The sequence below is a fragment of the Myxococcus sp. AS-1-15 genome (assembly GCF_020037055.1).
GTDB lineage: Bacteria > Myxococcota > Myxococcia > Myxococcales > Myxococcaceae > Myxococcus > Myxococcus fulvus.
The window spans coordinates 62,528-87,866 of record NZ_JAIQDF010000025.1 but is presented as its reverse complement, the minus strand read 5'-3'; the positions used below and the strand labels follow the sequence as shown (position 1 = coordinate 87,866).

The 25,339-nt window shown below is 70.9% G+C and carries 20 protein-coding genes; 15 read left to right on the top strand and 5 right to left on the bottom strand.

All coding sequences use genetic code 11. The features are described from left to right. Window positions 1-51 precede the first annotated feature (51 nt). From K8625_RS41165 to K8625_RS41125, 9 genes are all read left to right on the top strand, one after another. The gene (locus K8625_RS41165; RefSeq protein WP_223751556.1) at window positions 52-543 is read left to right on the top strand and encodes a hypothetical protein; all 492 of its coding nucleotides are present in this window, start codon (window positions 52-54) and stop codon (window positions 541-543) included. Window positions 544-714: 171 nt separating this feature from the next. Next, window positions 715-1,065: a phasin family protein gene (locus K8625_RS41160; protein ID WP_141326205.1), complete on the top strand. Its 351-nt coding sequence runs from the start codon at window positions 715-717 to the stop codon at window positions 1,063-1,065. Further along, window positions 1,062-1,802 (top strand): lytic transglycosylase domain-containing protein, encoded by a 741-nt coding sequence (locus K8625_RS41155; protein ID WP_141326206.1) that lies wholly within the window; start codon window positions 1,062-1,064, stop codon window positions 1,800-1,802. The genes K8625_RS41160 and K8625_RS41155 overlap by 4 nt, the downstream gene beginning before the upstream one ends. 129 nt (window positions 1,803-1,931) lie before the next feature. Continuing rightward, window positions 1,932-2,660 carry a hypothetical protein gene (locus K8625_RS41150; RefSeq protein WP_223751557.1) on the top strand — a complete coding sequence of 243 codons (729 nt, stop codon included), beginning with the start codon at window positions 1,932-1,934 and terminating at the stop codon, window positions 2,658-2,660. 25 nt (window positions 2,661-2,685) lie between these two features. Beyond that, on the top strand, window positions 2,686-3,150 hold the full coding sequence (locus K8625_RS41145) for a hypothetical protein (protein WP_046713319.1): 465 nt from the start codon (window positions 2,686-2,688) through the stop codon (window positions 3,148-3,150). Between the two features lie 33 nt (window positions 3,151-3,183). After that, complete coding sequence (tgl, locus tag K8625_RS41140; RefSeq protein ID WP_141326208.1) at window positions 3,184-3,945, top strand: social motility TPR repeat lipoprotein Tgl; 762 nt, start codon at window positions 3,184-3,186, stop codon at window positions 3,943-3,945. 22 nt (window positions 3,946-3,967) lie between these two features. Next, window positions 3,968-4,354, top strand: coding sequence for a RodZ family helix-turn-helix domain-containing protein (locus K8625_RS41135; protein ID WP_223751559.1), 387 nt, complete (start codon window positions 3,968-3,970; stop codon window positions 4,352-4,354). 8 nt (window positions 4,355-4,362) lie between these two features. Beyond that, window positions 4,363-5,097 carry a DNA repair protein RecO gene (gene recO / locus K8625_RS41130; RefSeq protein WP_141326210.1) on the top strand — a complete coding sequence of 245 codons (735 nt, stop codon included), beginning with the start codon at window positions 4,363-4,365 and terminating at the stop codon, window positions 5,095-5,097. 34 nt (window positions 5,098-5,131) lie between these two features. Further along, window positions 5,132-6,136: a carbohydrate kinase gene (locus K8625_RS41125; protein WP_223785780.1), complete on the top strand. Its 1,005-nt coding sequence runs from the start codon at window positions 5,132-5,134 to the stop codon at window positions 6,134-6,136. Between the two features lie 11 nt (window positions 6,137-6,147). Here K8625_RS41125 and K8625_RS41120 read toward each other — a convergent pair whose 3' ends face one another. Together K8625_RS41120 and K8625_RS41115 are read right to left on the bottom strand one after the other, a co-directional pair. Then, window positions 6,148-7,524, bottom strand: a complete 1,377-nt coding sequence (locus K8625_RS41120) for a hypothetical protein (RefSeq protein WP_223751561.1) — start codon at window positions 7,522-7,524, stop codon at window positions 6,148-6,150. 59 nt (window positions 7,525-7,583) lie between these two features. After that, a complete protein-coding gene (locus K8625_RS41115) occupies window positions 7,584-8,093 on the bottom strand; it encodes a GyrI-like domain-containing protein (protein WP_223751562.1) in 510 nt (169 codons plus the stop codon). 54 nt (window positions 8,094-8,147) lie between these two features. Between K8625_RS41115 and K8625_RS41110 the strand changes: the two genes are divergently transcribed. The 5 genes from K8625_RS41110 (at window position 8,148) to K8625_RS41090 (ending at window position 17,808) form a co-directional block, all read left to right on the top strand. Next, on the top strand, window positions 8,148-8,897 hold the full coding sequence (locus tag K8625_RS41110; protein WP_223785779.1) for a MerR family transcriptional regulator: 750 nt from the start codon (window positions 8,148-8,150) through the stop codon (window positions 8,895-8,897). A gap of 84 nt (window positions 8,898-8,981) precedes the next feature. Next, on the top strand, window positions 8,982-10,853 hold the full coding sequence (locus tag K8625_RS41105) for an OPT family oligopeptide transporter (RefSeq protein ID WP_223785778.1): 1,872 nt from the start codon (window positions 8,982-8,984) through the stop codon (window positions 10,851-10,853). Between the two features lie 13 nt (window positions 10,854-10,866). Then, entirely contained in the window at window positions 10,867-14,748 is a 3,882-nt protein-coding gene (locus K8625_RS41100; protein ID WP_223785777.1) for a serine/threonine-protein kinase, read from the top strand. 165 nt (window positions 14,749-14,913) lie between these two features. Continuing rightward, on the top strand, window positions 14,914-16,404 hold the full coding sequence (locus K8625_RS41095; RefSeq protein ID WP_223785776.1) for a hypothetical protein: 1,491 nt from the start codon (window positions 14,914-14,916) through the stop codon (window positions 16,402-16,404). A gap of 3 nt (window positions 16,405-16,407) precedes the next feature. Then, on the top strand, window positions 16,408-17,808 hold the full coding sequence (locus K8625_RS41090; protein ID WP_223785775.1) for a serine/threonine-protein kinase: 1,401 nt from the start codon (window positions 16,408-16,410) through the stop codon (window positions 17,806-17,808). A gap of 3 nt (window positions 17,809-17,811) precedes the next feature. Here the strand turns inward: K8625_RS41090 and K8625_RS41085 are convergent, their stop codons facing one another. The 3 genes from K8625_RS41085 to glsA form a co-directional block, all read right to left on the bottom strand. Continuing rightward, a complete protein-coding gene (locus K8625_RS41085; RefSeq protein WP_223751568.1) occupies window positions 17,812-19,230 on the bottom strand; it encodes a sigma 54-interacting transcriptional regulator in 1,419 nt (472 codons plus the stop codon). Window positions 19,231-19,653: 423 nt separating this feature from the next. Beyond that, window positions 19,654-20,850 carry a porin gene (locus tag K8625_RS41080; RefSeq protein WP_223785774.1) on the bottom strand — a complete coding sequence of 399 codons (1,197 nt, stop codon included), beginning with the start codon at window positions 20,848-20,850 and terminating at the stop codon, window positions 19,654-19,656. A gap of 256 nt (window positions 20,851-21,106) precedes the next feature. Further along, window positions 21,107-22,270 carry a glutaminase A gene (gene glsA, locus K8625_RS41075; RefSeq protein ID WP_223751570.1) on the bottom strand — a complete coding sequence of 388 codons (1,164 nt, stop codon included), beginning with the start codon at window positions 22,268-22,270 and terminating at the stop codon, window positions 21,107-21,109. A gap of 259 nt (window positions 22,271-22,529) precedes the next feature. Between glsA and K8625_RS41070 the strand changes: the two genes are divergently transcribed. After that, the gene (locus tag K8625_RS41070; RefSeq protein ID WP_223785773.1) at window positions 22,530-25,334 is read left to right on the top strand and encodes an aminotransferase class I/II-fold pyridoxal phosphate-dependent enzyme; all 2,805 of its coding nucleotides are present in this window, start codon (window positions 22,530-22,532) and stop codon (window positions 25,332-25,334) included. Window positions 25,335-25,339: the final 5 nt, after the last annotated feature.

Below are 25,339 nucleotides of genomic sequence, written 5' to 3'. Positions count from 1 at the left end.
ACTCACTGGGTTACTGCCCGGCGGTGCCGGGTGAAAAGGGGAGGACGACACATGGCCACGACGAAGCAGGCGGAGACGAAGCACGAGGAGACGACCCCCGCGGTGGACGCGAGCGCCGAGGCGGCGAAGAGCGGTTTCTCCAACGTGGAGGTCTTTCTCAAGGCCCAGCTCGCGCAGGCGCAGAAGCGCATCGAGGAGCTGGAGGGTGAGGCGGGCAAGGTGGTGAAGGCGCTGGACGCCCGCCGCCAGGAGGCCACGAAGGAGGCCCAGGCCCTGTGGACCAAGTTCCAGGCCGGTGAGCTGCTGACGGACCCGCGCGTGAAGGAGCTGGGCAAGAAGGTGGACGCGGCCGGCGCCGAGCTGAAGAAGCGCCTGGACGGGCTGCAGACCAAGGTGGTGGGCGCGGTGGGCGTGGCCAGCCAGTCCCAGCTGCAGGAACTCAACAAGGAGCTGTCCAAGCTGTCGCGCAAGGTGGACTCGCTCTTGAAGCCCATCCGACGCTCGGGTGCCTCGAAGGGCACGGACTCCTCTCCCCGCGCCTGAACAGCGACGGGTGGTTGACGCATGGTGCCCCCTTCCCACTCCACGAGTGGACATGAGGCAGGGGAGGGGGCTCGTTCTCGTTTCCTTCACCCCGGGGGTGTGATTACGTGGCAGGTCCGTTCGACTGTTCCAGGCCCACGGGTCTGGTACACCCCCTCCCGGAGAGACCCATTGGACAACAAGCCCGAGGCCCCCCGAGAGAAGAACCCTGTCGCGGAAACTTTTGAGCGCATCTGGAGTCAGGCGCTCCTCGCGGTGAGCACGGCCGAAGAGGAGGCCTCCCGCGCGGTACAGAAGGTGGCGTCCGTGGCCGGCTGGAGCCAGGACGAGGTGAAGCGCCAAGCCCAGGCCTTCTCGGACCGCCTGGCCGGCCACCGTAGGGACTTGGAGCACAACGTGGAGGACCGGGTTCGCACGGCCCTCACCCGGATGAAGCTGCCCCGTCGCGAGGAGCTCCAGGCGTTCGGCTCCCGGTTGGAGCGCGTGGCCGAGCGCATCCAGGCCCTGGAGCAACGCAAGTGACTTCTCCCGCCCCCACGGGCGGGAGGTCGTTCGCGACGCGTTTCTTCGAATCTCTCCACGCTCTGAGCTCAGGCTGTTCCCGACTCCCCCTGCTGGCGGGGGTGGCGCTCGTCGTGTCCGCGCGGCTGGTGCCGCTGCTGGAGGAGCGCTCGGTCCAGCCTGTCCTGTCCGAGCGCGTGGTCGCCGAGAGCCCCTCTCCGGAGGCGTCCCTCATCGACCTCGTGCTCGCGCGGCGCGCTCCGGGCCTGGGCCTCACCCTGCGCCGGCAGCTCGGCAACGCCATCGCCGAGGAGGCCCGGACGGCGGGGTATGATCCGCTCCTGGTGCTGGCCCTCATCGACGTGGAGTCGGACTTCGCCGAGGAGGCGGTGTCCGAGAAGGGCGCGCGGGGGCTGATGCAGATCAAGCCCAGCACGCTCCACTTCCTGGCGGAGAAGGAGGGCCTTCGCCTCTCCCGGGAAGAGGTGACGGCCGACACGGCGCTGTGCGTGCGGCTGGGCATCCGCTACCTGCGCTCGCTGCAGGACCGCTTCGGCGGCGACCTGGAGCTGGCGCTGATGGCCTACAACGCCGGCCCCACCCGCATCCGCAATGCCATCAAGCAGGGCGAGCTGGACCGCTTCCGGCGCTACCCCCGGGCCGTCCGGCGCGACTTCCGCCGCTTCCGCGAGGGCCATGGCCTGGGCGGAGACTGGGCGCTCGCCCAGCGCGAGGCGGACGCCGTCCCCACGCCTTGATACACCCCGTGTGAATCTCGCCGCGCCATGGCCGCTCCAAGCGGAGGCATGTGCGCCTTGTCCCGGTCCCCAGGGTGCGCTAAGCGTTGCAAGTGCCCGGGACTGTTGAAGATTCCGAGGAGTGAACCCATGCATCGTCCCTTTTCGCGCGCGGCGCTCGTCGCCACCCTGGTGGCGCTGGCCCCGCTGAGCACCCTGGCGGGTTCCGTCTATCTCAACGGCGTGTTGATCGACGGCGTCACCAACCAGAAGTTCGAGAAGGCCACCGTCCGCATCGACGAGTCCGGCAACGTCCACATCGAGGCGGCGGGCTACCGCGTCTCGACGGTGACGACGCCCGCTCCGGCGGCTCCCGCCCAGGCCGCGGTCCCCACGCCGAGCGCCGCGCAGGCCGTCCCCGCGGGTGGCGCCGCCACGGCGGCTCCGGCGGCGCAGGCGGTACCCACGGCGGGGATGGCCTCGGCGCAGCCGACGGTGGCCGCGGCCACCCAGCCGACGCGCATCACCCAGCGCTACTGGCTGGTGACGGAGCAGACGGTGCCCGGGATGACGGAGTACGACATCGACGTGTACGTGAACTCCCGGTGGCTGCGGAAGCTGCGCGGCAACGAGGACCAGGTGGTCGCGGACATCACCCAGCACCTCAAGCCCGGGGCGAACCAGGTGATGCTGATGGCCCGGAAGATTTCCACCGGTTCCAAGCGCAGCGATTCGCCCAAGCACCTGTTCCGGGTCATCATTGGCGAGGGCAACGAGGGCGGTGGCAACGTGATGATCGACAACCCGCTCATCCGCTTCCAGACGTCGGCGGCGGAGTCGAAGGACATCACGCAGGAGTTCACCCTCACCACGCGCTGAGGGGCGAGACTCTCGGAGACACGACGTGTTCAACCTGGATGAGCGCTACCGCGGCCTTCCCGCGACGCGCGAGCAGATCCTCGCGCTGCACACCTCGCTCAACACGCCGCACGTGGCCATCCCCGGCAAGCAGGCCGGGCCGGCGCAGGCGTTCGTCGTGGGGCTGCGCGGAGGGCAGGGCGCGGCCGTCTTCGTGTACCTCTACCTGGCGGAGGCCGAGGACTGCGCGGTGTACCTGTCCGGCCGCCGCAACACGACGGCGGACGAGTACCGCGAGGACGAGTCGGACGCGCTCGCCTTCGTCGAGTCGCTCGGCTTCATGATGGATGACGCCAACTGGCGCGGTCAGCCCCCGGAGCAGCAGGACGAGTGGCTCAAGACGCTGCCGGTCTTCTTCAAGGACCCCACGCTGGTGCCCGCGGTGAAGGCTCGCGCCGAAGAGAAGAAGAACGTCACCACCACCCTGGGCCGCTTCCTCGCGGCCTTCTGAGTCTTGCTCACCCCCGTCGTCGAGAACCGCCCCATGCTCCGCTTCGCCTCCGCGTTCCGCCCACTCGCGCTCGTGCTCGCGCTCGCCGGCTGTGCCCATGTCCCCACGGAGAAGGAGCGCCGCAAGGCGGAGATCCACTACGACCTGGCGCTCCAGGCCCAGCAGCAAGGCCACGTCCAGGACGCGCTGCGCGAGCTGCAGGTGTCGCTGGAGAGTGATCCCGACTATCCGGAGGCGAACAACGCCATCGGCATCCTGCTGCACCTCGTCTTCGCGCGCCCGGCCGAGGCCATTGGCCACTACGAGCGCGCGTTGAAGGTGCGTCCCACCTTCTCCGAGGCCCGCACGAACCTGGCCAACGTGCACCTGGACCAGGGGCGCTACGACGAGGCCATCAAGCTGTACGAGCAGGTCCTCAACGACATGCTCTACGTGACGCCGTACATCGCGCAGGGCAACATGGGCTGGGCCTTCTACAAGAAGGGCGACACGCAGCGGGCCGTGGGGAGCCTCAAGGCGGCGGTGACGACCAACCCCGGCTTCTGCATGGGCTACCGCAACCTGGGCATCATCTTCGACGAGACGGGCAAGCTGGACGAGTCGTGCCGTAACTTCTCCCGCTACCGCGAGAACTGCCCGGACGCGGCCGATGCCCACATGCGCGAGGGCGTGTGCCTGGCGAAGCAGGGGCAGGCGGAAGGGGCCCGGCAGGCCTTCTCCACTTGCGAGGCCAAGGCGAAGGCGGGAGAACAGGAGCTGAAGGACGACTGCCGAAGGCTGCTCGAAAAGCTCTAGTCTTCTGCTATCTGGGCGCACCGTGGACCACGTCGACTTCGGCAAGTACCTCAGCCAGCAGCGGGAGCTTCGAGGCATGTCTCGCGAGGATGTCGCGCGAGAGACCAAGATTCCCCCGACGCTCATCGCCGCGCTCGAGGCAGGGCAGGTGGAGCGGCTGCCCTCGCGCATCTTCGTGGTGAACTACATCAAGGCCTACGCCCAGGTGATTGGCCTGTCCCCCGAGGAGGCCATCCTCCGGTACGAGGAGGTGGACCGCTCGGTGCCGGCGCCGTCGCCCGCGCAGCTGGAGCAGGAGCGCCGCAAGCGGGCCTACGTGGGGCTGTCCGTCCTCCTGGTGGCCCTGGCGCTGGGCCTCTACGTGTTCCTCGTGCTGAGCGGGAAGCTTCCTTCTCCGCTCGCGCGTTGAATGACGCCATGGAGCGCTACGACGACGATGCGCTCGTGCTGTCCACCGTGGACTACGGCGAGTCGGACCGGCTCGTCACGCTGCTGACGCGCGAGCATGGGAAGCTGACGGCCTTCGCCGCGGGGGCGCGCAAGAGCAAGCGGCGCTTCGCGGGCGCGCTGGAGCCGTTCATGCGGCTGCGCGTGCACATCGTCGAGACGCGCGGCTCCACGGTGCGGCTGGACTCCACGGACATCGTCGCCGGGTACTACGCCGCGCGCGAGGACCTGTCGCTCATCGCCCGGGCCCTGTACGCGGTGGAGCTGTGCCGCGAGCTGACGCGCGACCACGAACCGCACCCGGAGCTCTTCATCCTGCTGGAGGGCTACCTGGGCCGCCTGGATGCGAAGGAGGCGGGGCCCACGTCGCTCCTGGCCTTCGAGCTGGCGGCGCTGGCCCACGCGGGCCTGATGCCGCGCTTCGATGCGTGCTCGCTGTGTGGAGGAGCGCCCGGTGAGCGGCCCCGGTTCGACCAGGCGCACGGGGGCGCGGTGTGCGAGCCGTGCAGCGCCCGTGCTCGGGAGGCGGTGCTCGTCCCGTCCGCGCTGCTGTCCGGGCTGCGAGCGCTCCAGGAAGGGGCCCGCACGCCGCTTCCCGCGGACCTTCGTGCCCGCGCGCGCGGACTGCTCAACGTCTTCATCGCCCACCACCTGGGACGACGCCTCAAGAGCGTGGACTTCATGGCCCAGGTGGGGCTGGACTGACGCGGGTCCGAAGCCGTCACACGAGAGAGGTCACATGAGCGAGGGGCAGGAGTCGCCGCTGGACGTGGTGTGCTTCGGTGAGACGCTGGTGGACTTCCTTCCCTCCGAGCAGGGCAAGCGCGTGCGCGACGTGCCCGCGTGGCACCCCTGTCCCGGTGGCTCTCCCGCCAACGTCTCCGTGGGGCTGGCGAGGCTGGGGCTGAAGCCGGCGATGCTCGGCGTGGTGGGCTCGGACGAGTTCGGCCACTTCCTCAAGGACAGCCTGTCCCGCGAGGGCGTGGACGTGAGCCACCTGCGACAGACGACGGAGGCGCGCACCGGCCTGGTGTTCATCTCCCTGGATGCGAAAGGGGAGCGCAGCTTCACCTTCTTCCGCACCCGCTCCGCGGAGTTCCTCCTGGGGCAGACCGACGTGGACGCGGACTTCCTGCTGCGCGCCCGCGCGGTGCACTGCGGCTCCAACTCCCTGCAGCGTGAGGATGCCCAACTGGCGACGGTGCGGATGCTCGGCCTGGCGCGCGAGGCGGACCGCATCGTCAGCTGTGATCCGAACCTGCGGCTGCACGCGTGGGAGGAGCCCACGCAGCTCAAGACGCTGCTCGCGCGGATGCTGCCGCTGTGCACCGTGGTGAAGCTGTCCGAGGAGGAGATCGGCTTCGTCACCGGCACGGAGTCCCCCCAGGAGGCGCTCACGCGACTGTCCGGCATGGGCGTGAGGCTGCCGGTGGTGACGCTCGGCGAGCGGGGCGCGCTGTTTCGCTGGAAGGGCGAGGACGTCCACGTGCCGGCGCCTCGAACCCGGGTGGTCGACACCACGGGCGCGGGGGATGGCTTCGTCGCGGGGCTCCTGCACGGGCTGGTGCGCTGGTACGGCGGCACCCGTGCGCTGGAGTCCGCCACGCGCGAGGAGCTGGTGGTGCTGGCGACCTTCGCGTGCGCCGTGGGGGCGCGGGTCGTCGAGAAGCCCGGCGCGGTGGAGGGCCTGCCACGCGCGGAGGAGCTCTCCTCGGTGTGGCCCTCCCGACCTGACGCTCGCTGAGCGGTTCGCGTCTACTCCGGCGAGACGCGCGTCAGGAACGAGTCCGTGGGCGACATCCCCGTCACCGGACCCGAGCCGAAGTCCAACGTGCCGAGCAGCCGTCCCCACAGGACGACATCCCGTCGGCCCGCCGTGGCGACGCGCATCGCGGACTGGTTGCGCAGATCGCCGAAGCCTCGGCTCCACCACGTCTCGCCGTCACGACCGAGCTTCACCACGTAGACATCATCGCCTCCCGCGCTCGTCAGGGGCCCGTCACCGAAGTCGATGCGGCTGGTGAACGTGCCCGTCACCACGGGGCTGCCCAGGGGGTCGACGTCCACGTCGTAGGCCCAGTCGAACCCGGCCCCGCCGAAGCTCCGGCTCCAGCGGTTGTTGCCATCACCGTCGAACGCGGAGACGAACACGTCACCGTCCGCGCTGAAGAGCGGTCCGCCGCCATGGTTCACCGTGCCGATGAATGCGCCCGTCGCGACGACCTGGCCCTGAGGGTCCGCGGCCAGCCGCCAGAGCGTCTGGCTCCGCAGCTCGCCGTAGCCCTTCGCCCAGAGGGGCAGGCCATGCGCGTCCAGCTTCATCACGTAGACGTTGAAGCCCGGCGTCGTGAGCCAGGGCACGCCGTCGACCGACAGCACGTCCAGGAAGCCGCTGCTGAGGTAGAGGTTGTCCTGGGCATCCAGCGCCAACGACGTGAGCGCGGTGGCCGTGCCCGCTTCGTATTGGCTGTGCCAGACGAGGGCACCGGTGTCTCCGGCGAGCCTCGCGACGAACTGATTCAGCGCACCCGTCCCGGGTATCGGTCCGGCGCCGTAGTCGATGAAGCGCTCGAAGTATCCGCTCACCAGCACGTCGCCGTTGCTCGCCGTGACGAGCGAGCCCGTCTGCTGCTGTCCGCCGTCCCCGAAGCAGCGGCTCCAGACGTGCGTGCCCTGCGCGTCGAACTTCGCCAGGAACGCGCTCGGGACGCCCGGCTCACCACGGCAGGGCAGGGGACCTCCACCGAAGTCGAGCGAGCCCCAGTAATCCCCCGTGATGACGATGTTGCCCGCGCCATCCACCGCGAGGCCCGTGGCCTGCTGGTAGTTCTCGTCACCGAAGCGCCTCGCCCAGAGGGGCTGACCGCTCGGGTCGAACCGCGCCACGAGGATGTCCCACGACGACGTGGCCACGAACGCCACCTGTCCGCTCGACTGCACCGCCACGTCCCCGAAGCCCTCGATGCCTCCGTACGTGGAGGTCCAGGGGGCCGGCACAAGCTCACTCGCTCCGAGCAGCTCCCGTTGTCCGACGGGTAAGCGCTCCGTCACCTCCGACTCGCCCGGCGCACCGCAGGCCGGCACCAGGCTCAACAGCAACAGGGAGGATGAAGGTCTGAATGTCGAGCTCATGCGGATAGGCTAGGAAAGCGCTTCCGCACGAGGCAAGCCAGCGTGTCCAGGCTCGACGCTCACCCATTCCTGGGCGACTTGCTGGCGAGCAAGGGCCGCAGGATGTCGTAGTCGAAGCGCTCGTAGGGGGGCGTCACCCACTGTCGGCGACGCTCGTAGCGCTCCAGACAGTCCGCTCCCACATCCGTCTTCCGCTCTTGCGCCGTCTCCCACTGCGCGAGCCCCATGTACGCCGCGTCGATGGCGGATGCCTCGCCCAGCGCCGTCGCCAAGGCGTACTCGCGCGGAGGAAGCTCCCGACCGTCCATCCCTTCGGGAACGGAGCCGAGGTGACGGACCTGGACGCAGACGCTGTACGTGTAGACACCGTCGACGCTCTCCTTCAGGTGGTCGCTCTCCGGGAACACGCCGTAGAGCACGTCCGGATTCACGGCGTTGGGAATGGAGCCCAGGCGCGCGACGAGCTCGAGCCACGCCAGGGGGACGCGGTGGCTCAGCTCGCTGCGGCGCCCCACGACCTTGAGGCCGACCAGGCACAGGCCACCCAGGGAGACGATGGAGATGTTCATGCGGCCATACCCTGCACCTTGAACCTGGTTGAAGCTCCAGGAGAATGTCGTCGCATGCTGTCGATTTCCCAGTTCTCCGAACGCTGTGGCATCTCCGCGAGCGCCCTGCGCTTCTACGAGCGCAAGGGCCTGCTCGTCCCCGCCGGGCGGCAGGAGAATGGCTACCGCGCGTATTCGCCCAAGCAGGTCGCGGAGGCGCGCTTCCTCGGGAGCCTTCGCGCCGCGGGCATCCCCCTGCGCGCCATCCGCGACTTCCTCCGCAAGGACGTCCGCGCGAGAGAGGCGATGCTGTCCTCATGGCGCCAGGAGATGGCCGCGAGGCTGCTCTCGCTCCAGGTCGCGAACCAGTACCTGCGCGGCCTGACACCCGAGCGCCCCCCGCTGCATCTGGAGCACTGGAACGAGCCTTCCGTCCTTGTCTGGTTTCCCGCGAGCGCGGACGAGGCGCCGCTCCCGTTCCGCGCCGAGGTGGCTTCCAGGAAGCGGGCCCTCCAGCAACGGGGCGTGCCGGTGCTCACCGGTGGCTACGTGAGGACGCTCGACTCCCAGGATGGGACGCTGTCGGGGGAGGTCGGGTTCCGCATCAAGGCGAGCAGGCGGACTCCCGCGGGGGCGCGGCGTCAGGAGGTCCCGCCCACGCTCTTCGCCACCTTGGAGTGCGGCCTGCTCGACGACGTGGCCGCGCACCGCGTGTTCCGCTTCCTCGACGAGCTGGGCTTCCGTCCAGGCTCACTCCACCTGGAGCGTTACCTTCCCGGAACGCCGGACCGCTACCTGCTCATGTTGGCCGTGCAGCGTCGCTGAAGCCTCCCGGTCACCGCGTGTCCACCTGGAAGCGACGGGAGGGGCTCGTGCGGAAGAGGGCGGGGTGGAAAGATGGAGAGGCCCATGGCCTTGTCCCCCCCTCAAGCATCGCCCGAGGCAACGGCGCCTCCGCTCTCGCCGTCCGCCGCGTCATTGACCCTGCTGAGCATCCCAGGGGACTCGCCCGAGGCGACGGATTCGTACTGGCTGGAGCATGTGTACCAGGGAGACCGACTGCCGCAGCTCACGCTGCGCTCGGTGCTGTTGGGCGCGGCCATCGGTCTGGTCACCTGTGCCACCAACCTCTACGTCGGCCTCAAGACGGGCATCGTCTTCGGTGTCGCCATCACCGCCGTGCTGCTCGCGCAGGGCGCCCATGGATTGTTCCGGCGCCTGGTGCCCGGCGTCGCGGGCGCGCCGCTGTCTCCGCTGGAGACGTGTAACGCGCAGGCGGTCGCCTCGGCCGCGGGCTATGCCACCGGTGGCGCGCTCGTGTCCGTGCAGGGCGCGTGGCTCGTCGTCACCGGACACCATCCCTCCGGGCCGATGCTGCTCGCGTGGACCTTCTTCCTGTCCGCGCTCGGTGTCCTGTTCGCCGTGCCCTTCAAGCGACAGCTCGTGGACCATGAGCAGCTGCCCTTCGCTTCAGGCACCGCCGCGGCGACCACCATCCGCGCCATGCATGGCACGGATTCGGAGGCGTCCTCCCGGTTGCGACTGCTCGGCGGTGGCGGGCTCTTCTCCGGACTCGTCACGCTGGCACGCGATGCGTGGGGAAAGCTGCCTGTCTCCGTGCCCTTGCCGGGGACCTGGCGTGGACTCACCCTGGAGCGCCTGGGCTTCGGACTGGAGCTGAGCCTGCTGCCCATCGGCGCCGGCGTGCTGCTGGGGCCGCGCATCACGACGTCGATGCTGCTGGGCGCGGTGCTCATCCACGGCGTCGTCGCGCCCCGCGTGTTCGCCTCGGGCGTGGTCGACGCGAAGGAGGGGAGCTACCTCGAGTGGAGCCTGTGGCCCGGCACCGCCGCGCTCGTCGTCGGCTCGCTGCTGCACTTCCTGCTCCAGGGCCGTGTCGTGGGTCGTGCCCTCCGCGGTGTCCTCTCCCGAGCGCCCGGAAGGCCGCATCCGGTGGATGCGCTGCAGGTTCCGCGAAGCTGGTTGCTCACGGGGCTCGTCGTGCTGACGCCCGCGTCCGTCGCCGTGGCGTACGTCGGCTTCGGGGTTCCCGTGGCGCACGGAGCGCTCGCCGTGGCGATGTCCTTCGCGCTGTGCCTCATCTCCTGTCGTGTCACCGGTGAGACGGACTCGACGCCGGTGGGCGCCCTGGGGCAGGTGACGCAGGTGACCTACGGGGTGCTGCTGCCGAACCAGGTGCAGGCCAACCTCGCCACGGCGGGCATCACCGTGAACACGGCGTCGTCGTCCGCGGACCTGCTCACCGACTTGAAGACGGGACACCTGCTGGGGGCCCACCCCCGTCGCTTGTTCCTCGCGCAGTTGATCGGCTCGGGCATCGGCGCGCTCGCGGTGGTTCCGCTGTTCTTCCTGCTCGTGCCGAACGCGGAGGCGCTGGGCGGCGAGCGCTTCCCCGCACCCGGTGTCTTCAGCACGGCGGGTGTCGCGCGCATCCTCGCCTCGGGCCTCGACAGCCTGCCGCCGATGACCCGCGCCGCGGTCGGGTGGGCCTCGCTCCTGGCGGCGCTCCTCGTGCTCGCCGAGCGACTGCTCCCCGCACGGTGGGGCCGGTGGATACCTTCGCCCCTGGGCATGGGGTTGGCTTGTCTGCTGCCCGCGTCGTACGCGCTCGGCTTCTTCCTGGGCGGCGTCATCTCCGGAGTCGTGAGCTACGTGAAATCCACGACAGCCGAAGGGCGGGTGGTGACGCTCGCGGCGGGCTGCATCGCGGGCGAGGGGCTGGTGGGCGTCGCCATCGTCCTGTCGCAGTCGCTCTGGTAGCGTCTCCTCATCGATGCGCTGCCTGAACTGTCACCGTCGCCTTGCTCCGGGCGCGGCTTGTCCCGTGCACGGCGCGAGTGTTCCAGGCGGCTCGCTCGCCGGGACACTGACGCTCACGGACGTGCCGGGCGTGCGCGGCGCCGCGCCGCTGGGGCGTGGTGGCTTCTCGCAGGTGTTCACCGCGTATCGCGACTCGGATGGTCGCGAGGTGGCGCTCAAGGTCGGGCATGGGCCGCATCACGAGCGCTTCGCGCGCGAGGCCGCGGCGCTGCGGCGCGTGGGGGCTCCCATCGTCCCGGAGCTGCTGGAGCACGGCGTCGCGCGCGGACGACCGTTCCTGGTGATGGAGCACCTGCACGGGCAGACGCTCGCGGCGTGGATGGCGGCGCTGCCGGGCACAGGCGCCGCGTCGCTGCCGCGCGTGCGGGAGCTGCTCCGTGGCTTGTGCTCGGCGCTGGAGCACATGCACGCGGCGGGCGTGGCGCACCGCGACCTCAAGCCGGAGAACATCTTCCTGCGCGAGGGCGGCGCGCTGAGCCTCCTCGACCTGGGGCTCGCGCGCTTCCACGACCTCGAGGACCCGGACGACGCGGACGCGCTCCCGCCCGGAGTGACGCCCGCGGGGCAGCGGCTGGGCACGCCGTTGTACATGGCTCCGGAGCAGTGTCTGGACGCGCGTCTGGCCAGCACGCCCGCCGACATCTACTCGCTGGGCATCGTCCTCTTCGAGCTGCTCACGGGCGCGCCGCCCTTCGTCGGCAGCCCGGAGCAGATCCGCCACGGACACGTCAGCCTGCGCCCGCCGAAGGTCTCCGAGCGCGCGGAGGTCCCCGCCGCGCTCGACGATGTCCTCCGCTCCTGTCTGGCCAAGTCGCCGCTGGAGCGCTTCGCCAGGGCCCCCGACGTGCTCGCGGCCTTCGACGCCGCATGTCGCGCCACCACCGCGCTCGGCCCCGTCGCGCCGGGCGAGGCCGTGTCCCCGCAGCAGCCGCTCTCGTCGGGCGCGGGGCCTCGGCAGGTGGCGCTGCTCGGGCTCCACACACCGCTGGCGTTGGACGCGGTGAAGGCCGCCATCGAACCGCGCGGCGGGCTCATCGCGCGCGTGAGGCCCGGTGGCTACGTCATCGCCTTCGCGGAGTCGCTCACCGCCGAGGCGAACGTGCGCGCGGGCGCGCTCGCCGCGAGGAAGCTGCTCGAGGAGTCGGAGGCCTCGGCCGTGCTCCATCTGGCGGAGCTGCACGTGCGCGTCGGTGCGTCCACGTTGCGATTGGCGGGGGCCGCGCTGGACTCGCCCGCGGACTGGTGGCCGCAGACATGGGTGCCCGGTGAGACGCGCGTCACGGAGGCCGCGGCCGCGCGCCTGGACTCCAGCGCCACCGAGGCCGTGGGCCGCGACACCGCGAGCCTCCTGGACTCCACCTCGGACGTGGGGCGGCTGAGACTGCTCGACAGCGCGGCGTCCAGCGCCTCCTCCGAACCGCCTCCGCTCTTCGGCCGCGAGGACCTGCTGGAGTCGCTGGCGAAGGAGGCGTTCCGCAGCCTCTCGGAGAGCGTCCCGGGCTTCTCGGTCGTCACCGCGGACGTGGGGCTCGGCAAGTCGCGCGTCATCGAAGCGCTCGCCGCGCGGTTGGAGTCGAGCGGCCAGGCCCAGGTCATCCGCTTGCGCGCCACGGCTCCGGACGTCCGCTCGCCGGAGGCGCTGCTCGAGACCCTGCGCGCCGCTCTCGTCGACGGGCCCTCGCTGCTGCCCGAGTCCCCCAGGACCAGCGGCGTCCCGCTCGCGGACGCACGTCACGCGGCGGCGCGCTGGCTCGCCGAAGCGCTTCGTCACCGCGCTCGCGAGCTGCCCCGGGTGTTGCTGCTGGATGATGCGCACCTGGCGGACCCGACGACGCTCGACACGCTGGAGGTCGCCACGCTCACGGGCGCGTCCGCGCCGCTCTGGGTCTGCGTCGTCGCTCGACCGGCGCTGCTCGGCCTGCGGCCCCACCTGGGCGAGCGCAGCGCGAGCGCCGCTCGACATGTCCTGCCGCCGCTGCCTCCCGAGGCCAGTCGCGCGCTGATGCTGCACCTGCTGCGTCCCGCCGAGCACATCCCGGAGCCGGTGCTCGCGCGATTGGAGCAGCTGGCCCAGGGCGTGCCGCTGTCGCTCGTCGAGCTGGCCGTGGCCCTGCGGACCGCGGGCGCGCTGAGGGCCTCGCCCGGGGGCGGTTGGTACATCGCCCCGGACGCGCTGCTCGACGTGTCCGTGACGCCGCTCTTCCAGCGGCTCGCCAGTCGCGCGCTGGATGGACTGCCGGATGCGTACGGCGGGCTCGCGCGACTGTGCGCGGTGCTCGGCACGGAGCTGGAGGTCGAGCGCGTGGACGCGGCCTTGCGACACCTCGGGCCCGCGGAGGAGGGCGTGGGCATGGCCACCTCCTTGGACGCGGGCGCGGGCCTGCAGCGTCTGGCGCGCGCGGGGCTCCTCAGGCCCGTGGGCCTGGGCCGCTTCGCGTTCCGTCACCCCTTGCTGCGCGAGTCCATCGAAGCGCTCCTGCCTCCGGTGACTCGGCGTGCGCTGCATGCCGCCGCGCGACTGGCGACCACCGGGGATTCACCCGTCGAACGTCATCGTCGCGCCCTCCACGCCGCGGCCTGCGGCGCGCACGACGAGGCCGCCACCGCGTTCCTCGTGTTGGCCGAGGAGTCACGCCGCGCGCACCGCTCCGTGGAGGCCGAGCAGCTCTACACCCGCGCGCTCGCGCTGCTGCCGGACCGCGACTCCGAGCAGCGGGCACGGGCTCTCGCGGGACGAGGACGCGTGCGCCATCGCCTCCAGCGCTTCCACGAAGGGCTCGGTGACCTGGCCGCCGCGCGCGCCCTGGCGGAGGTCCGCGGCGACAAGGCCCTGTGCGTGGACCTGCTCCTGGAGGAGGCCACCGCGCGCGACTGGATGGAGGACGTGGAGGGCTCGACGCTCTGTGCTCGCGAGGCGCTGGAGCGCATCGAGCAGCTCGACGACCCGCGCCTGTCCCTGCGCTGCACCCTGGCCCGAGGACGGTTGCACGTGCGCCAGGGGGAGTGGGGCAATGCGGCCCGCATCCTCGACTCCGTCATCGAGGGCGCAGAGCGCGCCAGGGAGCACGAGACCCTGGTGGTGGCCCTCACCATGCTGGGCTCGTCGCTGACGTTCCTCGAGCGCACGGAGGAGGCCGCGTCGCGCTTCGAGGAGGCCCTGGCCCGCTGCGAGGCCGCGGGCGATGCGCTGCACCTGGCCGCCACGCTCATCAACCGCGTGCTCCTGTGGCTGGGGCAGGGCGATGTGGCGAGGATGGAGGAGGACCTGCGGCGCGCGATGGGCCTGGGACGCGAGCTGGGACACGCGCAGGTGGAGCGCTGGTCCACCTTCAACCTCGCCGAGGTGCTCTACATGCAGGGGCGCCTGCAGGAGGCGCTCCCGTTGGCGCGCCGGGCCCATGAGCTCGGCGTGCGCTTCTTCCTCGAACATCCGGTGCCCGTGGACGCGCTGCTGCTCGCGCGCATCGGCGTGGCGCTCGGCGATTGGGAGGAGGCGTCCCGCCAGCTGCGCTGGATTGAGTTCCATTGCCCGCCCGCCTCGCTGCCGCCCACCGCCGTCATGCGCAAGCTGGTGGAGCTCCAGGTGCGCGAGGCCGAGCGCGGAGGCGGAGTGCACGAGTCGCCCGCATGGACGGCGCTGGAGGACGAGGCCCGCGAGCTGGCCTCTCCCGACGAGAAGGCGGAGCTGCTGCTCCAGGCCGCCCACTCCGCCTTCCGCTCCCGCCTCCCGGACGAAGCCCGCACGTGGCTGACCCGCGCCGAGAGCGCCATCGCCTCCGCTCCGCTCTGGCGGACCCGCTGGGAGGCCCTGCGCGACACGGTGGGGCGGGTGTAGCGCGGGACGTCACAAACCCGCCGGGGAGTGACCTCCCACGCTACAGCGGACGACCTCCCAGGGCGGTTTCCCGCCGGCAAGGTGACGGGCGGCGCGGCTGGCCTGGAGCGTGCTTCAGTGGGGGGGTATTTCTCCAATTTCATGTTTTTCACTGGAGGAGCGTCCATGGGTGTCACTGTCCGTCGCGCCCCGTCGGGTGTCGTGTCCTTGCTGTTGTTGGCCCTGGCCGGCTGTGGGGGAGGGAGCAGCGTGCCCGTCGCCGACGCCCCGACGTCCGACGTCGGGGAGAGCCGGGCGGAGATTCGCATCGCGAACTCGCTGTCCACGGATGCGCTGGTCCTCAACGCCCTCTCCACCAACGCGCTGGCCAACCGGATGTTGGCGACGCAGAAGCTGCAGGACCTGTTCAGCGCATCGGGAGGGGACGCGTACATCCGCAAGCAGCTGCATGATCCGGATGCCCAGACGTTCATGAGCTACCTGGTGAGCTGCGCGCTGGGGCCCAACCAGGTGCTCTGGTACTACAACCCTCGCGGGCCGACGCCGGGCGCCAACCTGTGGCAGGGCAAGGCGGGCCTGTGTACGTCGTGGCTGACGTCGGCCCCGACGCCCGATTGCCTCAACCGCGTCTCCGCGTGCCTGCTGGCGCGCAACAACGCGTTCGGCCGCCGCGTGGAGCTGTCCATCCGCGGCGAGGTCTCCGGCAACCCGAGCATCTTCTACCTGGAGCCGGTGTCGCGGCCGGCGGAGTACGACCCGACCACGGCGACGAAGCTGCCGAGCTTCGAGGGCTGCCATGAGGGCGAGACGGGCGCGCAGCGCGACTGCGGGTGGACGCCGGACGGTATCGGCTCCTGTCTGCCCGGCTCGCAGGTCTGGGTCGGGGCGGGCGGCGCCGTCGCCTGCCCGGGGCCGACGCTGGGGGCCTCGACCGGCGGGCGCATGGCGCTGCGGGTCTGCTCGGGCGTGGTGGGCTGTGGCTCCGCCAGCGACACGGCGCTCGGCGAGTCGGAGTCCAGCTGCTCCGGCACGGGGCCGGTGGTCGGCTTCACCTGCCCGGCGGAGGGATACTTCAGCGTGATGACGGCGCCGTATGACAGCAACGACAGCGGCGTCGCGAGCGTGGCCGCGGACTCCTCCGAGCTGGCGGCGTATCCGCTGGCGGAGGCCGAGGTCTTCGGCGTTCGCGAGGGCGCCTTCTACGGCAACATCTTCGACTCGAAGGCGCTGGCCACGCAGGTGTACGTGGAGGAGGTCCGCCAGGGCGACATCACGCGCTATCGCGTGGTGGGAGATGACGCGGTGGTGGATGGTGCCATCTACAAGCGCATGTACTCCTGTTACGACCCGCAGTGGAGCAACGGCGCGGCGTACTCCTCGTACCGCGTCTGCGCGCTGCCCGGCACCGGCGCCAACTGCGCGTCCACGGTGGCGGGCCCCTGCTGGGGGAGCGCGACGAAGGGCGAGGGGCGGTGTGAGATCGACGATGGCCCGGAGGTGCCGGGGGATGGCGACTACGAGCGGTGCAGGGATCCGTTCGGCGGTCTGTGGAGGGAGCCGGTGACGACGTTCCTGCATGACGCCTGCGGCCCGGTGAAGGGTGAGCGCGCGCTCAAGCTGTGCTCGCGGACGATTCGCACGAGCAAGGAGCGCTAGTCGATGACGAGCGGAGGCGTGGAGGCCCTCTACGGTGAGGAGCTGCGGCCCGGCGCGCTGGTGGGGCGCTGGGTCGTGGAGCGTGTCCATTACCGGGGGCCGGTCTCCACCCTCTATCGGGCGCGGGATGCGACGAGCGGGACGCTCGCCGCGCTCAAGGTCCTGCAGTCGTCGGCCTTGTCCACGGACACCGCGCTGCGCCGCTTCCGACGGGAGGCGGCGACGCTCCAGCGGCTGAGTCATCCGCACATCGTCCAGGTGCTCGACCATGGCGAGCTCCCGGAGGGCCGGCCCTTCATCGCCATGGAGTGGCTGGAGGGCCGCGACCTGGCCGCGGAGCTGTCCGCGCGAGGGCCCCTGTCCTCACGTGAGGCACTGGAGGTGCTGGAGCAGGTGGGCGCCGCGCTGGGCGTCGCGCACGCGGCGGGCGTGGTGCACCGGGACCTCAAGGCGCAGAACGTGATGCGCCTGTCCGGCGGGGGCGAGTCCCCGTGGGTGAAGCTGGTGGACTTCGGCGTGGCGAAGGCGCTGACGCCAGGGGTTCCCGGGGCCTCGTCGCTCACGCACACGGGCGTCGCCCTGGGCACGCCGCTGTCCATGGCGCCCGAGCAGATCCGCGGTGAGGTGCCCGACGCGCGCACGGACCTGTATGCGCTGGGCGTGCTCCTGTTCCAGCTCGTCACCGGGCAGCCGCCGTTCCAGGGCGCCACGCGGCACGAGGTGGAGGAGCAGCACCTGCACGCGCCACCCCCCAGGCCCACCGAGCGCGCGCCCGTGCCCTCGGGGCTGGATGACGTGGTGTCGCGCTGCCTGGCCAAGACTCGCGAGGAGCGCTACCCGGACGTGGCCCTGTTCCTGGAGGAGCTGCGTCGAGCGGTGGGGGGCGTGGGGCCTCGCGCGAACCCGGGCCACGCGGTGGCGCTCTACGCGGAGGCCCGCATGTCCCACGCGCCCGACTCGACGAGCCTGGAGCGCATGGACTCCCTGCTGGAGCGCACGGGCCTGGTTGCCCGCGAGGTGGGGCTGGAGGTGCGGCTGGAGGGGAGCGGCTGTCTGATGGCGCTGGCGCCGCTGCCCGATGACGCGGCCTCCGAGCGCGCCGTGCGCGAGCGCGTGCTGGCGGCGGCGCTGTCCCTCCTGGAACAGGAGGGGGCGCGAGACCAGGACGCTCGCGAGACCGCGTCCCCGGTCCGCCTGGCCATCACCGTCCACGTGGACCAGCTGCCGGGCGCGGAGGGCCGCGTGGGCGCGAGCCTGTTGCACCTGCCGGGCTGGGTGGCGGACGCGACGGACGGAGGGCTGGTGGCCACCGAGTCGGCGCTGAGAGGGCTGGAGTCCGGCTTCCTCGCGGCGCCGTTGCCCGGTGGCGGGGCCCTCTGGTCCCGCGTCACCGGACGGCGGTGAGGCTCACGGCTTGATGCCGTGCCGGCGCAGCAGCCGGTAGAGGTGCACCCGGTCCATGCCCGCGGTGACGGCGGCCTGGGCCACCTTGCCCTGGTGCTTCTCCAGGAGCGCGCGCAGGTAGCGGCGCTCGAAGTCGTCGACGGCGCGGCGGCGCTGGTCGGCGTAGGGCAGGGTGGGGTCCACCTCCATGGGGTTGCCCGAGCGCGACTCGTCCTCGGTCAGCTCCACCGCCTCCTCGAAGACGAGGCAGCGCTCCAGGTAGTTGCGCAGCTCGCGCACGTTGCCGGGCCACGCCGCGTAGCGCAGCCGGGCCAGGAAGTCCGGCGTGCGCAGGGACGCGGTGCGCTCCTTGTCCGCGCCCAGCGTGCCCAGGATGCCCTCCACCAGCAGCGGCAGGTCCTCGGGCCGCTGACGCAGGGGGGGCAGGGCGATCCTCAGCACCGCGAGGCGGAAGAAGAGGTCGGAGCGGAAGCGCCCCGCGTTCACCTCCGCGCGCAGGTCTCGGTGCGTGGCCGCCATCAGTCGCACGTCCACCGGCTGGTACGTGTTGCTGCCGACGCGGCGGATCTCCCGGTTCTCCAGCACGCGCAGCAGCTTGGGCTGCAGCTCCGCGGGCAGTTCGCCAATCTCGTCGAGGAAGACGGTGCCGCCGATGGCCTCCTCGAAGACGCCCGCCCGGCGCTGGAGCGCGCCGGTGAAGGCGCCCTTCTCGTGCCCGAACAGCTCGCTCTCCAGGAGGTGCGCGGGGATGGCGCCGCAGTCCACCACCAGGAAGGGGCCGTCCTTGCGCCGGCCCGCCTCGTGGATGGCCTGGGCCGCCTGGCTCTTGCCCGTGCCCGTCTCGCCCTCCAGCAGCACGGTGACGTCGCGCGACGCGGCGCGCTCCATCATCGCGAAGCACACGCGCATGGCCACCGACGCGCCCACCAGCGTCCCGAAGCGCGTGCTCTCCGACACCGGCAGCCGGTTGTTCTCCGCGCTGAAGTCGAAGCGCAGCACCACCCGGCCCAGCCGCAGCAGCGAGCCGCTGCGCAGCACGCCCTCCATCACCAGGACGCCGTCCAGGATGACGCCGTTGAGGCTGTCCAGGTCGCGCACCTGCGGCCCCTTGGGCCCGATGCGAATCTCGCAGTGGAAGCGCGACACGGTGGAGTCATCCACCGCGAAGTCGTTGAGCGGATGCGAGCCCACCGAGCACGTGTCCGCCGTGGACTCCCACGTGCTGCCGGACTGGGGGCCTTCCACCACCGTCAGCCGGAAGCGGCGCACGGTGGAGGCGTCATACGCGCGGCGGCCCTGCTCGTAGGGGAGCGTGACGTGGAGCGCCTCGTCGCCGGAGTCCCGTGCCTCGACCTTCCAGACCGGATCACTCTTCACGTCGGGAATCGGAGGTGGTGTGCGGGCCCGGTCGGAAGCAGACATGAGCTTCAAGATACCATGGCCACGTGACGCGAAGTTCCGGTCGTCCATCCTGTCCCATCCGTCAGGTTGCTCCGTGAAAGCCCCCGCGGAGGCCCGGCTCGGTCTGTCTCCCGGCCGGGCCCCGCGTCCCCCCTCTCCGCCCCCCGGCCCCCCTGCTGCACGGAGCGCACGGTCGTGGTGGGTTGCGCCCGACCGTGTGGCAGTCCACGACAATGCAGCGGGTGTGCCGTTCCACCCTCACCCTGGGGTCACTCCCGCCCTCGAGACAGGGGCGTAGCCTGGAGGGTTACAAATCCGGCCCGCCTGTAGCGTGGGGCGCTACAGGTGCGGGCCCTGCCGTCGATGGGGCGCCTGGCGGCGGCGTCTCCTGGCCATCGACAGGCGCACGGCATGCGCCGCCTGGATGCTCGCAAGACGGGGGCGCTAGAACGCCAGGTTGAGCTGCAGGGTGATGAGCTGCGAGGTGCCGGGGTCCTTCGGAATGACGACGGAGGCGTCCTCCGCGCCGTTGGCGGCTTCCTGGTGGGCAATCTGGTAGCGCAGCTTGAACGCCAGGTGCGGCGCGTTGACGAACCAGGCGAGCTGGGCCTCGCCGATGTAGAGCAGGTCGTCGTCCAGGTCGAAGCTCGGGTTGAGGTAGCTCAGGCGCACGCCCACATCCACGGTCTTCTTGTAGACGACGTAGTCCGCCTGCACCCACGCGCCGAAGCTGGAGAAGTTGCGCGCGTTGTTCATCGGGTCGACGCGGCTGATGTACGCCTCGCCGAAGAGGCTGAAGCGCCGCGCCTGGATGAACAGGTCCACGCCGCCGGTGACGAAGCGGCGCTCACCCTCGCGCAGGATTTCGAAGACGCCGGACTCCGGGTTGAAGTTCTCCTTCACCTGGGAGACGTCGCCGGCGGCCCCCTGCAGCGTGAAGGACACGTTGAGTGGAGGCGGCTCCTTGTCGCCGGACATGATGTACGGCAGCTCGCCGTAGCCGGGCTTGCCCATGGGGGAGAAGGTGGCGCGCGCGTTGAGCTGATACTTGTCGGACTCGGAGCGGACGCTGCGCAGCGGAGAGCCGCCGTAGACGCCGACGTAGTACTCCAGCCGGTCCATGGTCCCGAAGAACGTCACGCCCTTGTCGCGACCGGTCCAGTAGTAGTTGGCGATGGTGGAGAACTCGGGGAAGAGGATCTGCTGCGGGCCCCAGGACTCGTGACGGCTCAGCGGGGTGTACTGCTGGCCCGCGCGCACGCCCAGCTCGTCCCAGGGTTGGATCTCCACCAGCGAGTCGAGCAGGTACAGCGGCGGGTCCGCCAGCTCCAGCGACGTCCAGAAGCGAATCCAGGGGCGGAAGACGTTGCCGCGCATGATGGGGCGCAGGAACGAGAAGGCCGTGCGGGACTCGGCCTTGCCATCCAGGAAGACGGGCTCGAGCTTGTAGCCAGCCTGCAGCCCGATGCCGAGCAGGTAGTTCCCGTCCTCGGACTGGACGTGGAAGCCGTTCTTCTCATCATAGCCTCCGGTGATGGTGGGCTTGTCGTCGTCCTTCTTCTCGTCCTGCGCGTGACTCTCCGTCGGGGCGAGCAGTCCGCTCACGCCCGCCACCACCGCCGCCACTCGTATCCAGCGCATGCCCTGTTCCCTCGAATGAGCGCGGTCCCCAAGCGAGGCGACTCGCCAGGGGCCGAGCGGCACGGTGGGCATGCGGCTGGAGGGCGCCAGTCGGGGGCGTCGTGCGCTATCCGCGAGCGGACGGCGGGCGCGGCGCGACGATGGCTGACGGACAGCGGCCTCGCCCTCGTGGACGGGGCTCATCGAACACGCAACGTGAGAGGGCGCCCCTCCCTCGTGATGGGAAGAGGCGCCCGCGAACCACGGCGGCGAGGGTCTATGGCGACGGAGGCGTCTTCTGCTCCGCGCCGTCGCGGCCCGCGCCACCGGTCCCCATCGTGCCCGCGCCGCCAGGCGTGGCGGCGTACAGGTTGTCACCCAGCGAGTTCACGACATGGGTGATGGCGCGCTGGGCTCGCACGCTGTTGCCCGCCTTGTCGAGCGGCGGGGAGAAGGCCGCGATGGCGTAGCGGCCCGGCACCACGGCGACGATGCCACCGCCCACGCCGCTCTTCGCGGGGACGCCGGCCTGATAGAGCCACTCGCCGGTGTTCTCATACAGACCATTGGTGGCCATCAGCGCCAGGGTGCGCCGCGCGGTGTCCGGGCTGATGACCCGCTCACCCGTGACGGGGTTGATGCCACCGTTGGCGAGCGTGGCGCCCATGGTGGCCAGCTGCCGGGCCGTGACGTTGACCGAGCACTGCCGCGTGTAGAGGTCGAGCGCCTGCTCGCGCGGAGAGCCGAGGACGTCATAGGACTCCAGCAGCGCGGAGATGGACTGGTTGCGCGTGTTGGTGGCCGTCTCCGACTTGTAGACCTCCTCGTTCACGGAGAGCGGCTCGCCCGCGAAGGCGTTGAAGTTGCCGCTGATCTTCCTCCAGCGCTCGTCGGGCGTCTTCGCGGGAATCAGGCTCACGGAGGTGATGGCGCCCGCGTTGACCAGCGGATTGCCGGCGCGGTGGTCCTCGTTCATCTCGATGGCGACGATGGAGTTGAACGGCTGCCCGGTGGCGTCCACGCCAATCTTGTCCTCGACCTTCTTGGCGCCCACCTCCTCCATCAGCCGCGCCAGCGTGAAGGGCTTGGAGAGCGACTCGATGGGGAAGGGCGAGGCGGCGTCGCCGGCGGTGTAGATCTTCCCGTCGACGGTGACGAGCGCGAGGCCGAAGAGGTTGGGGTTCACCGTGGCCAGGTACGGGATGTAGTCCGCGTTCTTGCCTTCCTTGTTCCCCTTGAACTGCGTGTGGGCCTTCTGGAGGGCCTGCTGGATGTCCGTCTCGGACGGCATCGCCTCGTCTCCCGGGGAGGGGCGGGCGGTCGTCTGGGACGCGGCGGGCTTGGACCTGGGCGCCGCGCCGAGCGCGACACCGGGGCCGGTGAGGGCCAGCAGACATGTGGAGAGCAACCAGCTTCTGCGACCGCGACTTGCGAGCTTCATGTCATCTCCTCCCAGCGACGTGGGCGCCCGCGAGCGCAGGCTGCTGGCGCGTCGGCTTCGGTGGTTGAGGAGTGGGGGCCGCCCGGCCGCGCGGCAACGCCGGGAGCGCACGAGCGAAGAGGCCCTCGCGTCCATGCGTGGGCCCAGGAACCCTCCCCGCCGTCCGGGCTTCGCGTCGATGACGTGGCGCCTACCTTGTCCGACGTCGAGTCGCACGGCGCTCCGCCCGTGCCCGTCGACGAAAGGAGGGCGTGCCGCCATGGCGGAGCCCCTGAGCTCGCTGGAGTCCGGTGTCCAGGCACACCTGTTGTCCGCGGTCTTCAATCCCGAGCAGGTCCGACTGGACGTGTGGAACCGGCTGCGGGAGGAGGTGACGCGGCTGGAGGCGCGGCACGCCGAGGGGCAGGTGTCGCCCGAGCACATGGAGCAGGTGCTCTCGCTCTTCGCGGAGGTGCATCCCATCGAGCGGCTCTTCGTGTTCCCGGGCGAGGCCCGGCTGCAGAGGCTGGCGGAGATGGCGCGTCGGCACGATGTGGAGGAGCTGGCCGAGGAGGTGCGTCGGCTGGTGGGCCTGTTGAGCCTGCATCGCGACCGCGCCTGTCTGCTCACGGACCTGGATGGGACGCGCGCGGCGGCGCCGGAGGGCTCGCACTACTTCACCACGCTGGTGGTGGATGACATGGCGGCGGCGGACTTCGAGCGGGTCCACCGCGGGATGCTCGAGGCGCAGCGCGGGGAGCACCAGTTCCTCTACGAGCTGCTCCAGGTGCGCTCGGTGGAGGACGCGCTGGTGGCGGTGCTCGTCAACGACGACGTGCAGGTGTGCGTGGTGCGGCAGGACCTGCCGCTGCGCTCGCGCTCGCCCGTGAAGCAGCTTCGCTCCACGCTGGAGCCCATCCTCACGGAGGCGGAGCGCAACGGCGACGAGGCGGGGCTCGTGGTGGCGCGCTGGGTGCGGCGGCTGCGTCCACACCTCAACGTCTACCTCATCACCGACGAGTCCCTGGTGGGGCGGGAGATGCACACCGAGCGCCTGTTCGACCGCGTCTTCTACCGGTACGAGTCCGCGCACGAGCTGAACGTCACGGTGGTGGACGGCGTGCGCGAGCGCTACCGGACGCCGTTCTTCGACGCGCTCAAGCACTACGCCTCGCGGCCCATCGGCAACTTCCACGCGCTGCCGATTGCCCGAGGCCACTCGGTGTACAACTCGCGCTGGCTGCGGGACATGGGGGAGTTCTACGGGCCCAACCTGTTCATGGCGGAGTCCTCCTCCACCGCGGGTGGACTGGACTCCCTGTTGGAGCCGACGGGCTCCATCAAGCAGGCGCAGGAGAAGGCGGCCAAGACGTTCGGCGCGCAGCAGACGTTCTTCGTCACCAACGGCACGTCGACGGCGAACAAGATCGTCCACCAGACGCTGCTCCAGCCCGGTGACGTGGTGCTCATCGACCGCAACTGCCACAAGTCGCACCACTACGGGCTGGTGCTGGCGGGCGCGCACACGGTGTACCTGGATGCGTATCCGGTGCGGGAGTTCGCGATGTACGGCGGCGTGGCGCTGAGCACGCTGAAGGCGAAGCTCCTGGAGCTGAAGTCCGCGGGGCGGTTGGACCGGGTGAAGCTGGTGGTGTTGACCAACTGCACCTTCGACGGGCTCGTCTACCACCCGGAGCGGGTGATGGAGGAGCTGCTGGCCATCAAGCCGGACCTGGCGTTCCTCTGGGATGAGGCGTGGTTCGCCTACGCCACGTTCATGCCGCTGGCGCGTCAGCGCACGGCGATGCGGACCGCGCAGAAGCTGGCGGAGCGGCTGCGCAGCCGCGCGTACCGCGAGGAGTACCGGGCGTGGCGTGCACGGCGCGGAGACGGGGACGCGGTGGCGGGGGCCCGCGCGCTGGAGGAGCGACTGCTGCCGGACCCGGACAAGGTGCGCGTGCGCGTGTACGCGACACAGTCCACGCACAAGTCGCTGTCGGCGTTCCGTCAGGCCTCGATGCTGCACGTCTGGGACGAGGACTTCGAGCGCCGCGCGGCCGCGCCTCTGACGGAGGCGTACTTCACGCACATCACCACGTCGCCGAACCACCAGCTCGTGGCGTCGCTGGACCTGGCGCGCCGACAGATGGACCTGGAGGGCTTCGCGATGGTGAAGGAGGCCTACCAGCTGGCGATGCGGATGCGCGAGCGGCTGCGCGAGGACCCGCTGCTGCATCGCTACCTGCGGCTGCTGGACGCGGAGCAGATGGTGCCGGAGGTGTTCCGGAGCTCGGGGTTGAACCGCTACGTGGGGCCGGGCTCGGCGGGCGTGGACGAGATGACGCGGGCGTGGGCGCAGGACGAGTTCGTGCTGGACCCGACGCGCCTGACGCTCTTCACCGCGCTCACCGGGCGCAACGGGTTCGAGTTCCGGAGCAAGGTGTTGATGGAGCGGCTGGGCATCCAGGTGAACCACACGTCCATCAACACGGTGCTGATGAACGCGACGATTGGCGTGACGTGGGGCTCGCTGTCGTTCCTCCTGGACGGGCTCCGGCACGAGGCGGAGCGACTGGAGGCGACGCTGGCGCAGGCGACGGGCGCGGAGCGCAGGCTGTTCGACGCGAAGGTGCGCGCCATCACCGAGGAGCTGCCGCCGCTGCCGGACTTCAGCGGGTTCCATCCGGCGTTCCAGCCGTCGGGCGGAGTGGGGGAGGGCGACTTGCGCAGCGCCTTCTTCCTGGCGTACCGCGAGGAGAACGCGGAGTTCGTGACGTTGCCGGAGGCCGCGCAGGCGCTGGACTCGGGGCGGCGGCTGGTGTCCACGCGCTTCGTGGTGCCGTATCCGCCGGGCTTCCCCATCCTGGTGCCGGGGCAGGAGGTGAGCCCGGGCATCGTGGAGTTCATGCGGAAGCTGGACGTGAAGGAGGTCCACGGCTACCGGCCGGAGCTCGGGTTGAGTGTCTTCACGGAGGACGCACTGGAGCGCGCCGCGAGCACCCCGGCACCGGAGGTCCCCGAGCCCCGTACGCGCGGCCCACGCCACGCGCCGGGCCACAACGGGTCCACGCCCGCGACGCACTGAGCGCG